We start from the raw sequence: 14,232 nt of genomic DNA, 5'->3' as shown, positions 1-14,232 counted from the left end.
AGCACTATCCATATGTAACTTAGAGGAAATAGGATAATAACTAAAAGGGAAATTTATGAGACGTAATTCTACTAAAACTATCACACTTTTAAGTGGGATGATTTTGCTTTTAATCGCGAGTACAACAAGCGTAAAAGCTCAGCGTTCAGATGACGATGAATCTGACCAAAAAAACATAGTTAAATGGAATATCCCTGCGCTTCTTTTAAAGAATTACTCTTTTCAATATGAGCGGTTAATAAAGCCAAAAATCTCAGTGGCGGTTGGTATCAGGTTCTCGCCTAAATCAAAGCTTCCATTTAGCTCTGTAATTGAAGATCAAATTAAAGACGACGATCAGTTAAGAGAAAATATCAAGAAATTTAAAACAAGCAACTTCGCGATTACTCCAGAGGTGAGGTTCTATTTGGGGCAAGGATTTTTTAAAGGGTTCTATGTAGCTCCTTTTGTCAGATACGCTACATATAGTGCAGAGGTTCCCTTTGATTTTGAAGTTGAAGATCCAGCTACACACGACATCAGAACGGAAACAATGCCGCTTGAAGGAAACATTACCGCTTTTACAGGCGGTGTACTTTTTGGTTCCCAATGGATTATAGGCAAAAGAGTTGCCATCGACTGGTGGATATTAGGTCCAAATTATGGTTCTTCTAGTGGAGATATTTCTGGCAATAAGACTTTAAGTCCGGAGGAGCAGCAGGCTTTACGTGATACTTTGGAAGATTTAAGTGACTTACCAATCGTAAAAACTAAATCTACTGTAAATGGTAATGGAGCGAAAGTTAGTTTTAATGGGCCTTGGGCAGGGTTAAGAGCCGGTATTAGTGTAGGGGTTAGGTTTTAATCGATCGTCATCCTGAATTCGTCATGCCGGCGAAGGCCGGTATCAGGACCTCGCACTAGCAGGTTGCTTAATAGCTGGTGCGAGGTCCTGAAATAAATTCAGGATGACGTGTTTAATTGCAAACTACAACCACAATTCCAAACTACAACTACCACTACCCTATTGTCTCTTTAATCAACTTTGTATAAAAATCACTTAGCTTCATTCCCATAACGGCAACTTGCTGAGGGATAAAACTAGTAGCCGTTTGGCCTGGTATGGTATTTATCTCTATGAAATAGAAATCACCTTCATCTTCAGTCAGAATAAAATCGATGCGAACTACACCACGACAGTTTAACTTAACATAAACAGCCTCAGCAATTTTCGCTACCCTATCTCTGGTTTCAGGCTTAACTGGCGCAGGAGTTGTTTCTGTCGCAACACCGGGAGTATACTTTGCTTCGAAATCAAAAAACTCTTTAGCAGTTTCGACCTCTGTAATTGGCAATACTTTTATCTTACCATCAAGCTTTACAACGCCAACAGTAAACTCTCTGCCTGAGATAAATTCCTCAATCAGAATTTGATTATCTTCATGAAAAGCTTTTTCAAGTGCCTTTTCCAGATCATTACCATGACTTACTTTACTCATCCCAATACTACTACCACCATTATTTGGCTTAACAAAGTATGGTAACTTAAGATCTTTTTTAAGCTGAGTTAAATCGTATGGTGCATTTTTAAAGATTTGAGCAGATTTAGCCACATGCAACTGATCTATTCCCTGTACAATTGCCTTTGTATAACCTTTGTTCATGGTAATGGCAGAAGTAAGCGCATCGCAAGTTGTATAAGGGATATTAAGCATATCAAAATACCCTTGCAATTTCCCGTCTTCTCCAGGTGCTCCATGTATAGCTATAAATACACCTTCAAACATTATTTTTCTACCTTTTATGGTAATAGAAAAATCATTGCGGTCTACCTCTATCTTTACAGAATCAGCAGGTTCATAAAACCAACCCTGCTGAGTAAGCATAATTTTATAAACATCGAACTTACTGGCATCTAAATTTTGTGCTATAGTGGCGGCACTTTTAACTGACACTACCCATTCGCCTGTAGTGCCTCCGGTTAGCAATGCTATTGTTTTCTTCATATTCTAATCGTATTGATTGCGCACACAAATATAAATTAGTTGGTGCAGATGTTATTTTAATTCCAATAAAATATTATTTTAATCTAAATTTGAGCGCAATACTTTCAGAAGAGAAAAACGCATGGGCAAATTCATATCTTATTTAAAAACAAAATCATTCAGAAATAACTTTCTCGCTGCAGCAATCACTGTTGCAGTAATTCTATCCATCGCCTTCTTTAGCTTAAGGTATTATACCAAACATGGACAGGGTTTAAATGTACCTGCACTTAAAGGATTATCACTTACGCAAGCAGTTAGTAAATTAGAGCAATTAGGATTACGCTATGAAGTAGATTCGGTGTACATTATGGACACTCCTCCGGGAACTGTGATAGATCAGGACCCGAATCCTGCAACTTTTGTAAAAGACAACAGAACCATTTACCTTACGGTAAGTATGAATAAAGCGCCTAATGTGAAATTTCCAGACGTGTTATTTAAATCATTTAAGCAGGCACAAGGTATAATTGAAAGTTATGGCTTGAAACTTGGAGACACTACATATAAACCAGATGTGAGTAAGGATGTTGTATTAGAAGTTTCATTTGGCAACCAACCGATTAAAGCTGGAGAAATGATCCCTAAAGGGTCGAGAATAGACTTTTTATTGAGCAATGGACAAGGAAATGAAGAAGTAGATATTCCAACATTAGTTGGTTTAACTAAAGACGAAGCAATATTTGCATTAAGAAATGGCGCAATGCTAAATCTTGGAACAGTTAGTTATGAAGGCACTATAACAGATTCAGCAAATGCTGTAATTATTAAGCAGGATCCATTTGCAACTGATTCTGTAACTAAAGTTAAAATTGGCACACCGGTAAACATTACACTATCTAATAAGAAATAATTCACTATCATTTACATATGTCAAACGAAGAAAACAAAACAGGCCTTAAAAAAAGCACCAAAGTAATATTAGGCGTACTATTGGTTGTTTTAATTGCTGGTGGCTTTTACGGACTAAAACTATATAAAGTGTACATGGCTCCGAACGTTACGGGCAACGAAAAATATTTGTACGTAAGAACAGGATACAATATTGACGACGTTTTTAAAGAGATTAAACTAAAAGATATGTTAACTGACATAGGTACTTTTAGCGAAGCATCGGGTAAAATGCAACTTGCGCGTTCTCTAAAACCAGGTCGCTATAAACTGACAAAAGGGATGAGTAACCGCAGCATTATTAATATGTTGAAATCTGGTAATCAGGATCCTGTAAAACTTAAGTTTCAAAACTTAAGAAAAAAGGAAAACTTTGCGGGCTATCTGGCAAGAAATCTTGAACCGGATTCTTTAACTTTCATCAACCTGCTTGACTCTGCTGCTTTACTTGAAAAGTATGGTTTCAATAAAGATAACAGCTACGTAATGTTCATTCCTAATACATACGAAATGTACTGGAATATTTCAGCGCCTGAGTTTTTTGATAGAATGCACACTGAATACAATAAGTTCTGGAATGCGGAGCGTAAACAAAAAGCTGCTTCATTAAACCTTACTCCTATTCAGGTTTCTATTTTAGCTTCAATTGTTGATGCAGAGGCTTTATACGACAAAGAGATGCCAATTATTGCAGGTTTGTACTTAAATCGCTTAAATAAAGGAATATTGCTTCAGGCTGATCCTACTGTTATTTTTGCTAATAATGATTTTACGGTTAAACGTGTTACCAATTCACTTTTAAGTGTGCAATCGAAATACAATACTTATAAATATGCTGGTTTGCCTCCGGGCCCTATCATGATGCCAAGTATCAATGCTATTGATGCTGTATTAAACCGCGATAATAATAACTATATTTATATGTGTGCTAAGGAAGATTTTTCGGGCTATCATAATTTTGCAGTAACTGTTCAGGAACATGAAAAGAATGCAAAAAAATATAGAGATGCTTTAAATAAACGCAATATCTTTAAGTAATGTTTGTACACGAAAGCACGGTTAAAGTTCGTTATGTAGAAACCGATCAGATGGGCGTAGTACACCATAGCAACTATGCTCAATATTATGAGTTGGCCAGAACAGAGTGTTTTGAAGCCTGTTCGGGTATCACATACGAATCGATGGAAGCAGATGGGGTGATGTTACCGATTTTGGAGTTTCAATCGAAGTTTTTGAAGCCCGCGTTTTATAATCAGACACTTACCATAAAGTCGATTGTTAACGAATTACCAACAGTTAGATTAACAGTAGATTACGAAATCTACAATGACAATAAAGAACTAATTAACACCGGAAAAACTACACTTGTTTTCGTAAACAAAGAAACCAGAAGGCCTTGTCAACCGCCGGAAAGTTTCATGAAAAATGTCCGAAGTTATTTTATTTAAAAAATGGAGTGGATTCATAAACAGCTATTAAAGATCAGACTTTATTCTCTATTTATTAGCTGGACAAAAGTTTGTGTATTACCAGGCTTTAGTCCGCTTCCTATCTATACTGTTGCTACTTTCTTTTTTAAAGAGATAGGTAAAGAATCTTTGGTGAATAAAGCTTCGTCATTGGCTTATAATTTCATGTTGGCCATTTTCCCGGCCATCATCTTCTTATTTACACTGATCCCTTTTATACCCAAGAAAATTGGTTTTCAGGATCAGTTGATGAACCTGATTATTTTGGTTTTACCTGAGGATGCGTATAAGGCTTTTAGCACTACGCTTGATGAGATAGTGCATAAGCAAAATAGAGGATTGCTGTCCTTCGGTTTTATTTTGTCGCTATTCTTTGCCACTAATGGGGTACACAACCTGATGATGGCTTTCAACAAGTCGTCGCTAATTATTGAAACCCGTAGCTGGCTTAAACAACGCCTGATTGCTATTTTACTTACCTTGATAATTGCTTTCTCTGTAATTACTTGTATTACGGCAATGGCTATTGGTGAGCTTGCACTAAACCGTATTGAAAGCAAGCTTAATATTCGGGAGAGCTTTACCACTTTGGCTATACAACTTACCAGATGGGCTTTGCTAGGAATATTATATTTCGTAACAATTTCTATCCTTTATAGGTATGGCCCAGCGCACGCAAAGAAATGGAAGTTTTTTAGTGCAGGCTCGTGGCTTGCTACCATACTTGCATTTATCTCCATTTGGGGCTTTTCTTATTACATCAATAATTTCAGTTCGTACAATAAAATTTACGGATCTATCGGTACACTTATCGTAATTATGATCTGGCTTTATCTAAATTCTTTGATACTTTTAGTCGGCTTTGAGCTAAATGCAAGCGTAGATCTGTCGAAACGCAGCGTTAAAATCATCAGACCGAACTTCAATTTGTTCAAAAAAGCGGCTCCAATAGAGGATAAACTAGGGAAAAGATAAATTTTTCTTACTCATTTTTAGCGCGTTATCGTTTTTAAGCAGAAATATCTAAATCTGAATTTGCAAAATCAAGTCGTATTTGTACTTTTGTCGCGGAGAGTTGGCAGAGTGGTCGATTGCGGCAGTCTTGAAAACTGTTGACTTGTCAAAGGGTCCGCGGGTTCGAATCCCCCACTCTCCGCCAAGGTATCAAAACCTACAAAAAGCCTGGAATCGTAAGATTTCAGGCTTTTTTGTTGAGAGGAAAAAAAATAATATTTAAAAAGCTATTTTCGGTCAATCGTTTTGTAGAGATTATGGAAAAAATGAAACCAGAGCTTCCCTTTTATACGGATATCAATGATTTTCTGGCCTCTATTCCCTGGCCTGGCAGAACAGAGAACCCTGATTTCTATTGTCTGAGGTTAAAACCGCTGGATAAGCCGCAGGTGTCGGTATACCGGCCACCGTTCAGGCGTGCCTTTTATTTTTTTGCATTGCTGTTCAATTCAGGAAAGGTGAATGTCAGTTACGGTGAGGAATTGGTAGAAAATCCGGATTCCTATCTGGTGTTCCATTCGCCCAACCTGGTTTATAGTTTCGCGCACAATAATGCTTTAGAGGGTTATATTATTTATTTTAAGCCGGAGGCCTTTTCATTTTTCAGGCCTGGGTTTCACAAGCAGTTTACGCTGTTTGATCAGCTCCGCACCAATCTGTTCAGATTTGATCATGATACTTTTATTGAGTTGACTCCACATTTTGAAGCTGTTTTTTCCGCTTATGAACAGTCAGGTGAAGATACCCACCTGGAAGCAAGGCTGAAGCTTTTGGGGCTGTTGTGTCATCTGGAGGGCTTTGCGCTGGAAAGGAAGCAGAGGGCGCTGCCCGCTGGCAGACAGCAAGTATTGATGCAGGATTTTATCCAGCTGATTGAAAGTCATTATATCCAGAAGCGTAGTGTCAAGGAGTACGCAGACCTACTTTCGGTTACGGCCAATTACCTTTCCCAGTCTGTTAAACAAGTTTCGGGGCGCAATGCACTGAGTTTTATTACAGAACGAATGGCCACTGAGGCCAGATCGCTGGTTCGGTACACCGATATGGAGATTTCCAGGATTGCTTACCAGCTGGAGTTTTCTGATCCAAACAATTTTGGTAGGTTCTTTAAAAAACATGCGGGACTCTCCCCTTCTGCGTTCCGCAGGCAACACACAGGTAATTAAATTGACCTGTAAATCCAAGATTTCAACCGAGCTTTTTTGTACAAATCTGCATTTATTTGTGATATCAATTTAATTATATGCCAAGCAAAGTATTTATCAGTCTACCAGTAAAAGATCTGGACAAATCCGTAGATTTTTTCACAAACCTGGGTTTTTCATTCAATCCGCAGTTCAGCGATGATAAGGCCGGTTGTATGGTGGTCAGTGACAGCATTTTTGTGATGTTGCTTACCGAAACGTATTTCAAAACTTTTATCGATACAGATGTATGTGATGCCAACCAGCAAACTGAAGTGCTGATGGCATTGGATGCGAATTCAGCGGAAGAAGTTAAGGCCTTTATCAGTAAGGCCCAGTCTTTGGGCGGCAGGATTTATACCGAGCCAAAGGATCACGGCTTTATGTACCAGCATAGTTTTGCCGATCTCGACGGTCACAAATGGGAATTGGTATATATGGACATGAGTCAGTTCGCTCAGTCTTAACCGCTTGGAAATGGAGAATAAGAATTACGATCCAGCCATAGATGTCTATATCACTAAGGCAGAAGATTTTGCAAGACCGATCCTTGAACACTGGCGCAGGCTTGTCCATGAAAACTGCCCGAATGTGGAAGAGACTATTAAATGGGGCATTCCCCATTTTGATTATAAGGGCGATCATATGTGTGTGATGGCTTCACATAAGGCACACTGCGCGTTTACCTTTTTAAAAGGCGAATTAATGAGCGATTCTCGACTAAAAGCGGCCAAGGATCTCAAACCGATCAAGCGGCTATTGGGTAAAATAACGCAGTTTAGTGAACTGATCTCTGATCAGGAATTTATTGTTATGATTAAGGAGGCGGTACAGCTAAACGAAAAGGGCGTAAAGATTCAAAGAGAAAAACCTGTAGTGGAAAAGCCCAAGGTATTGGAAACGCCCGACTATTTCCTGGATGCGCTGGAAGGCAGTCCAAAAGCGAAAGATGTCTTTGAAAGTAAGTCAGACTCTTTCCGTAAGGAATATATCATCTGGATCAGTGATGCGAAAACCGATCAGACCCGGCAAAAAAGGATAGATGAAGCCCTGGAATGGATCGCCGACGGCAAGGGGCGCTTCTGGAAACACCAGAAATAGCGCTGTCTATTGATGAAAATAACTGCGTTATAATTCTTATGAAGAGAGTCGGTTATAAAGCATCAGTTATCTGTCTCTGGAACTGTCGGCTTTAGTCTGTCCGCTAAAAAATGAATGGTCGCAGGAACTGATTTTGTCTCAATCTCCTGAACGAAACTGATTACACCACCGCCTTTTAGGATTTCAGAAATCCTCCTACTTTGTCTATTTTTGCCTGATTCCACTATATAAGTGATCGGATATATATTTAACCAAATATCTTAATAAACAAATGGGCGTGATTGAAGAACATAAAACATATATAGAGGAATTTAAAGAAACTATTATAGGATATTACCCAATTTCGGAAGAATCATTTCGTCTTCTTGAAAAGATAATCAAGTTTAAAACCTTGAAAAAGGATGAAATATTATTGAATATTGGACAAGTTTCGAAGCATATTAACTTCATTTGTCAAGGCGCAATGATTGCTTATTTTACCGATATAGAAGGCAAAACGTATAATAAAAATATTTTTCTGGAAAGGCATTTTGCTGGTTCTAGTGTCTCAGCAATATTGAAAATACCTTCCGAGTTTACTTTGCAAGCCATAGAAATAACAATCCTTATAAGCATAAATTATCAGCAATATAAAGATCTTATTTATCTACATGACGATCTTAAAAATTTCTACATCGCTTATCTTGAAAAAAATTGGATTATCGACAAAGAGCAAAGAGAAATTTCACTGGTCATGGAGAATACAACTACTCGATATATGAAACTCCTCAAGGCTTATCCCGATATTGACAAAAGAGTTCCACTGCAACATATTGCTTCACACTTGGGCGTAACACCTACACAATTAAGTAGAATCAGAAAACATTTCAAGAAAAAATAGACTAATCAACATATGTAAAGAGTGGTATGATTTGCGACTGGTAATTTTGTTTCATTATTAAAAAAAATGGCAACAGAAATGACAGATTTGCAAAATTCCACTTCAAAAAATGAGCTGAAATTAATTACGTATAAAGACAGCGAGCAGGTCTTAAATGGTCTAGTAAGTTCTAATGCAGGAAAAAAGCTACCTGGCATTCTCATCCTACCTGCCTGGAAAGGAATAGATGACGAAGCTAAGAATGCCGCTTTGGAACTGGAAAAGCAAGGCTATATTGCTTTTATAGCCGATATTTATGGTGCGGGCAACATTCCAAGAGATATTGACGAAGCATCAAAAAGCTCCAAGTATTACAAACAAAACCATAAAGAATACCAAAAAAGAATTTCTCTGGCACTAAAGGAGCTTAAACAATGTGGTGCGATTCCAGAAAAAATTGCCGTTATCGGTTACTGTTTTGGTGGTACAGGAGCATTGGAAGCCGCCCGTGGCAATCTTCACCTAACCGCTGTGATTTCTATTCATGGAGGATTAGCAAAAGACCCTGGTAGAAAAAACAATTCAATCACTTCAAAAATATTGGTCCTCCACCCTGCCGATGACATTACTGTATCAAAAGAAGATTATGACAATCTCATTTCAGAAATGAATGACTCGAATGCTGATTGGCAGATTATTACTTACGGTAATTCTAAACACACATTTACCAATCCCAAATCGCCAGATTATAATCTAACAATGGCAAACCGAGCTTGGGAACATACATTGATGTTTCTAAAAAACACATTAAAATAGAATATTTATTATATGAATCAACAGTTATTGTCCACAATAGCATTCTTAGGAGGCGTCTGTTTAGCTATTCAATCAGGCTTTAGCACACAGCTAGGATCCTTACTAAAAAAACCAATTCTAGCATCCATGGCCACCTATACAAGTGGTGCTTTATTTGCCTTAATTTTTGTTCTACTTTTTTCAAAAGACACACTCAATCTTCAATCCGAAAAACAGGTTCCAACACATCTATGGGTTATAGGGGGGCTGTTTAGCATAACAGGAATAACATTATACTATTTCACAATTCCTAAGTTAGGCATTGCAAAAATGATGTCTTTAGGATTATGCGGTCAGCTTATATTCTCTGTCATTGCCGGACATTTCGGATGGTTTAATCTACCTCTTGAACCCATTTCAACGAAAAAAATGATCGGAGCCACAGCAATGATTATTGGAATTATTTTCATTAATTCAAAATAACATGACTACAAACCAGAAGTATAATATTAACAACCTGATTTCTTTATGGAAAACAGTAGCGCAAGCCTTTCAAAATTACATCGAACAAAAATCTTTTAGCTATTGTCCCATCCTCGATTCTGAATGGCCAAATCGTATTTGGCTTAATGAAAGAAACCTGAGTATAAACTCACAACCCAGATTCTATACCATTAAACAAGTATTAGATGCTGATGAAAATATAAAAGAAAAGGTTTTTCAAACAATAGCCGAGGTAATGAAAGATTCTAAAATTCCTTTATCCCTAAGTTATTGGAGTGATTTTGAAAACACGCAGCATTCTGTAATTGAAAAAATTGGCTTAGTTAAAAAATCCGAACAGATTGGAATGTCATTAGTATTCGATCAAAAGTTTGAATCTATAAACCGAATTAGTTTAAAAAGAATAGACAATGAAAATGAAGCAATGCTATGGTCTGACATATACCCACAGAGTTTTGGCTACAAAATTTCTTCGGAAATACTAATGAGAACCAAGCAGCCTATTTCTTATTACCTTGTTTATCTTGGTCAAAAGCCAATTGGCACAGTTATTACATATGAAACGAGAAGCGTAATAGGTATTCATGGATTAGGTATCATTCCAGAATTTAGAAAGCAAGGTTTTGCAGAAGAAGTTATGGTGCTTCTCATCAATGGGGCAATTGACAAGAAGATTAAAACAGCCACTCTACAATCTTCTAGACTCGGTAAGAATATTTACTTGAAAATGGGTTTTAAGGAAGATTTTTTAATGACAAACTATGTATTAGCGACGACAAAATAAGGGTACATAGAATTTGTTAATTTTTATTGTTAAACGAAATCCACCAATCTCATTAATTCCCATAAGATTGGTGAGTGATTCGGCTGAGTCTTCTACTTATGTTGATTCGTTGCTGCCGCTCAACTGCACACAAACCCATGTACAAATACAAGAATGGATCTGTTTTTTAAACCACAAATCTTATCTTAGTATATGAAACGCTCCAAATTTCTCCAGTTATTCTTAGGAATTATTTTATTCCTTAGTTCCATAAAGGTCAGTGCCCAGACTGTTTTTGAAGGACAAATCATCAACCAAAAATCAGAGGCCCCGGTACCCAATGTCAATATACGATTGGCTAGGGAAAGAATCACCGTTACGAGTAATGCGCAAGGATATTTTAGAATAGCAAGCGCTGATTCTGTTGTGAAGGATACGCTCATTTTTAGTTCAGTTGGCTACCAGACTTTCAAACTCCTCACCAGTTCCTATCAAAAGAACGGCTTCATTTCCCTGGTACCGACCACAACTACGCTGGAAGAGGTTAGTATTACAAATGAAGAACTTAAAACTGTCCGTTTAAATAAATTTGACCTAAGCGATATTAAGGAAGACCCGCCTGAAGTGAATACAGACCCTTTTCCGCCAGTGGTCACCTACCCCTTTTCGCCCAGGAATCGTTTTTTCGCTAAATTGTTTACCGCCCCGCAGGGAAATGTGGTACTGACCAAGGTAGATCTGGGAAGAAGAGAATTAGACGAAACAAAGTATCCGGACAAGCCTCTAGTGACTTCTCACATCAAAACCCGTTTTTTGCTCCATGTCATGTCTGTAGACCCAAAGACCTGCGCGCCAGATACGTTGCTATTCAGTAAAATCATTAACCTTACGGATAAGGCGCCCTGGGTTGAACTGGATCTTCGCAAAGACAACATCATCATCAACTCCGCTGAGTTTTACATTACAATAGAATGGATGCACATTCCATTCAACGAGGTCATCAAGTTATTTTACGCGCAAAAAGTACGAAAGGTCACCAAAAAAGGAAACCAGATATTGGAAGATGTATCAGAATATGCAACGCTTTACGAGCCCGCTCTGATCGAATATAAAAAGAAAAAACCTACCCTATCCTGGATTAAAAATCATGAAAACAAATGGCAGCTCTATGACTCGGAAATTCCCGAAGAGAAGCGTGAAATTGCCTTATCGGCCACTATAAGCTACTGAGACATGAAGACATTATTTACATTTTTGCTGCTGGTGTTTATAACTAGGGTTCATGCTCAGGATAAATTAAACTTATTTCACATCGTCGACAGCGAGACCAAACTGCCCATTTCAAGCGTCTCGGTGTCCATCATCAGGGCAAGGCTGGCCATTAATACAGAAAATGATGGTGTATTTAGTATTCCGGGCAACTTATCAGCGATGCGGGACACCATTATTTTTGCTGCCCAAAACTATCGGGTCTATAAGTTCCCTATCCGGGAACTAGAGGGCCGGGACAGCATCCAACTGGTCAGAATTGCTTTTTTGGCACCTCCAAAACAATCGGTATCCAAGCTAGATACGTTACTCAATGATTTCGATTCGAACGACGTCGAGCATTATGCCGGTGTAAGCGAGAGAGCCACTTCATTCGAATGGTTGCAGCTTGCCCAGCGATTTGATGCCCCTAAGATTGGCGGTGTATTGAAAAATGTCTCTATTTATCGCCTTTTATTTAGCTATACGGGGACGGAATACACCAAATTCCGCGTAAGGATCTACGGATTGGACAGCCTAACTCGCGGGCCCGGCCGGGATTTGTGTTCGAAAGTGATCGAGGCTAAAAGCAATGGCAGGAGGCGAATAAAGATCGACTTAACGGATCTTAACATCATAATTCCTGATCCCGAGTTTTTTGTTGCTGTAGAATGGGTTCGGGATTTTCACAACATGGGCTATGTGAGACTAAATAATGCGGATGGCCTAACTACGAACCAGGTTATCAATTATCGTCCCGCCATTGGCATATCTCCTGTAAAAACGAATAACTTGAACATATGGGGCATGAATTTCAGAAGAGCGTGGCTTCCGTACAGCTATTTCTCACCAGACTTTACCGACCTGGCCATAAAGGCCGAAGTGAGCAAATAAAGATTTCCGTATTAGAACAATACAAAAATTCTAAATAGCTATATTTAGAATTATCATTCCCTATTTAAAATGGCGACAGAATGGATTTAAACCTAACGCAACAGAATGCATTAAGCCTCAAAGCAGAAATGCAATGGCTTGCAACAGTTATAGAAACACGTATGTTGCTCTATTTTGGCAGCCCCTGCTCCTATCAGTCTATTACAGAAATCACACCTCCTTTATTAAAGGATGAAGATTCTATTTACGCGCAAACTGTAAACTATTACAAACTGAGTATTGCAGAGAGAATCGTACTTGCCCTAGCCTTAGCACCTCATATCACACCAAATTTACTGGATGTTTTTCTTGTTAAAAACAGTGCTTCCGATCGTCCTTTCACAGAATTTGGAGGCATAGTAAGTCAAAATTCCAATAGGTTTTTACCTACAGAAGAAACCGCCTTATTTATATTAGCGGCTAACGATCTTCAAATACGTTTCTCGGTGATGCAACTGCTCAGCCAAACTAATCCTCTTCTAAAATACAATATTATAAAACTGGTGGCAGTACGTTCAGAAGAGCCACTTCTAAATCGTTTACTTCAAATCACTCCTGAGTATCTGAGTCATTTTACAAATGGAGTAGCTCTGCAGCCAGATTTTGGACCAGACTTTCCAGCCAAGCGCATTCAAACAAATCTTGAATGGGCTGATTTAGTACTTAATGACCATACCAAAAGAGAGGTAGAAGGAATTCAAGACTGGATTCGGCATGGTGATACGTTGCTGAATGACTGGAACATGAAGCGAGTTATAAAACCCGGTTACAGGGTATTGTTCTATGGCCCATCGGGAACAGGAAAAACGCTAACCGCTAGCTTACTGGGAAAAAGCAGCGGACTAGATGTTTATAGGGTTGATCTTTCAATGGTAGTTTCCAAATATATTGGAGAAACTGAAAAAAATCTGGCCCGTGTTTTTGAGCAAGCCGAAAACAAGAACTGGATCTTATTTTTTGATGAGGCTGATGCATTATTTGGTAAACGCACAGAAGTTCGTGATGCTCATGATAAATATGCCAACCAGGAAATATCTTATTTACTACAACGCATAGAAGATTTCCCTGGGGTTATCATCCTGGCAACGAATCTTAAGCCCGATATTGACAATACATGTAACCACAAATTTCAGGCTATAATTCCTTTTCCAAAACCAGATGCAGAACAACGAGTAAAATTATGGAAACTGGCTTTCTCTGACAAAATGGTTCTTGAAGATACTCTCGATGTAAATGAGATTGCAAATAAGTATGAGGTTACCGGAGGAAACATCATAAACATTGTTCGTAACGCTGCGCTAAAAACTATAAAAAGAGACAGTAACACATTACTAAACAAAGACATTATAGAAAGCATAAAACGTGAACTTGAAAAAACAGTAAAATAGTGTAACTAACTTAAGCCCTGAGCATCTAAACGAAGACAAACCAAACATCTGTATTTTAA

General features: G+C 38.2%; 16 protein-coding genes and 1 tRNA gene. 16 read left to right on the top strand and 1 reads right to left on the bottom strand.

Annotated elements, in window-relative coordinates:
* Positions 1–55: 55 nt before the first annotated feature.
* Entirely contained in the window at positions 56–844 is a 789-nt protein-coding gene (locus HQN83_RS05065) for a DUF3575 domain-containing protein (protein ID WP_173089250.1), read from the top strand.
* A gap of 154 nt (positions 845–998) precedes the next feature.
* Here HQN83_RS05065 and HQN83_RS05060 read toward each other — a convergent pair whose 3' ends face one another.
* On the bottom strand, positions 999–1,985 hold the full coding sequence (locus HQN83_RS05060; RefSeq protein ID WP_173089249.1) for a D-alanine--D-alanine ligase: 987 nt from the start codon (positions 1,983–1,985) through the stop codon (positions 999–1,001).
* Between the two features lie 121 nt (positions 1,986–2,106).
* Here HQN83_RS05060 and HQN83_RS05055 point away from each other — a divergent pair, with 121 nt between their 5' ends.
* The 15 genes from HQN83_RS05055 to HQN83_RS04985 all read left to right on the top strand — a co-directional run bounded on the left by HQN83_RS05055 (position 2,107) and on the right by HQN83_RS04985 (position 14,173).
* The gene (locus HQN83_RS05055) at positions 2,107–2,877 is read left to right on the top strand and encodes a PASTA domain-containing protein (protein ID WP_173089248.1); all 771 of its coding nucleotides are present in this window, start codon (positions 2,107–2,109) and stop codon (positions 2,875–2,877) included.
* 17 nt (positions 2,878–2,894) lie between these two features.
* Positions 2,895–3,953 carry an endolytic transglycosylase MltG gene (mltG, locus tag HQN83_RS05050; RefSeq protein ID WP_173089247.1) on the top strand — a complete coding sequence of 353 codons (1,059 nt, stop codon included), beginning with the start codon at positions 2,895–2,897 and terminating at the stop codon, positions 3,951–3,953.
* Positions 3,953–4,363: an acyl-CoA thioesterase gene (locus HQN83_RS05045; RefSeq protein WP_108203915.1), complete on the top strand. Its 411-nt coding sequence runs from the start codon at positions 3,953–3,955 to the stop codon at positions 4,361–4,363. Before mltG ends, HQN83_RS05045 begins: the two co-directional genes overlap by 1 nt.
* A gap of 3 nt (positions 4,364–4,366) precedes the next feature.
* Complete coding sequence (locus HQN83_RS05040) at positions 4,367–5,359, top strand: YihY/virulence factor BrkB family protein (RefSeq protein ID WP_173089246.1); 993 nt, start codon at positions 4,367–4,369, stop codon at positions 5,357–5,359.
* Positions 5,360–5,453: 94 nt separating this feature from the next.
* Positions 5,454–5,543 (top strand) — tRNA-Ser (locus tag HQN83_RS05035).
* A 121-nt stretch (positions 5,544–5,664) separates the two neighbouring features.
* Positions 5,665–6,564 carry a helix-turn-helix domain-containing protein gene (locus HQN83_RS05030; RefSeq protein WP_173089245.1) on the top strand — a complete coding sequence of 300 codons (900 nt, stop codon included), beginning with the start codon at positions 5,665–5,667 and terminating at the stop codon, positions 6,562–6,564.
* 77 nt (positions 6,565–6,641) lie between these two features.
* Positions 6,642–7,049 carry a VOC family protein gene (locus tag HQN83_RS05025; protein WP_173089244.1) on the top strand — a complete coding sequence of 136 codons (408 nt, stop codon included), beginning with the start codon at positions 6,642–6,644 and terminating at the stop codon, positions 7,047–7,049.
* Between the two features lie 10 nt (positions 7,050–7,059).
* Positions 7,060–7,683 carry a YdeI/OmpD-associated family protein gene (locus HQN83_RS05020; protein WP_173089243.1) on the top strand — a complete coding sequence of 208 codons (624 nt, stop codon included), beginning with the start codon at positions 7,060–7,062 and terminating at the stop codon, positions 7,681–7,683.
* Between the two features lie 271 nt (positions 7,684–7,954).
* Complete coding sequence (locus HQN83_RS05015) at positions 7,955–8,563, top strand: Crp/Fnr family transcriptional regulator (RefSeq protein ID WP_173089242.1); 609 nt, start codon at positions 7,955–7,957, stop codon at positions 8,561–8,563.
* A 66-nt stretch (positions 8,564–8,629) separates the two neighbouring features.
* Positions 8,630–9,358 (top strand): dienelactone hydrolase family protein, encoded by a 729-nt coding sequence (locus HQN83_RS05010; protein WP_217277330.1) that lies wholly within the window; start codon positions 8,630–8,632, stop codon positions 9,356–9,358.
* Between the two features lie 12 nt (positions 9,359–9,370).
* Positions 9,371–9,820, top strand: a complete 450-nt coding sequence (locus tag HQN83_RS05005) for a DMT family transporter (RefSeq protein WP_173089241.1) — start codon at positions 9,371–9,373, stop codon at positions 9,818–9,820.
* A gap of 1 nt (position 9,821) precedes the next feature.
* The gene (locus tag HQN83_RS05000; RefSeq protein WP_173089240.1) at positions 9,822–10,625 is read left to right on the top strand and encodes a GNAT family N-acetyltransferase; all 804 of its coding nucleotides are present in this window, start codon (positions 9,822–9,824) and stop codon (positions 10,623–10,625) included.
* Between the two features lie 192 nt (positions 10,626–10,817).
* Complete coding sequence (locus tag HQN83_RS04995) at positions 10,818–11,834, top strand: carboxypeptidase-like regulatory domain-containing protein (protein WP_173089239.1); 1,017 nt, start codon at positions 10,818–10,820, stop codon at positions 11,832–11,834.
* Between the two features lie 3 nt (positions 11,835–11,837).
* Positions 11,838–12,746, top strand: a complete 909-nt coding sequence (locus tag HQN83_RS04990; protein ID WP_173089238.1) for a hypothetical protein — start codon at positions 11,838–11,840, stop codon at positions 12,744–12,746.
* A gap of 80 nt (positions 12,747–12,826) precedes the next feature.
* On the top strand, positions 12,827–14,173 hold the full coding sequence (locus tag HQN83_RS04985) for an ATP-binding protein (protein WP_173089237.1): 1,347 nt from the start codon (positions 12,827–12,829) through the stop codon (positions 14,171–14,173).
* Positions 14,174–14,232 lie beyond the last annotated feature (59 nt).

It is taken from the genome of Pedobacter foliorum (assembly GCF_013266735.1).
GTDB classification, from domain to species: domain Bacteria; phylum Bacteroidota; class Bacteroidia; order Sphingobacteriales; family Sphingobacteriaceae; genus Pedobacter; species Pedobacter foliorum.
This window is presented reverse-complemented; position numbering and strand designations above follow the sequence as displayed.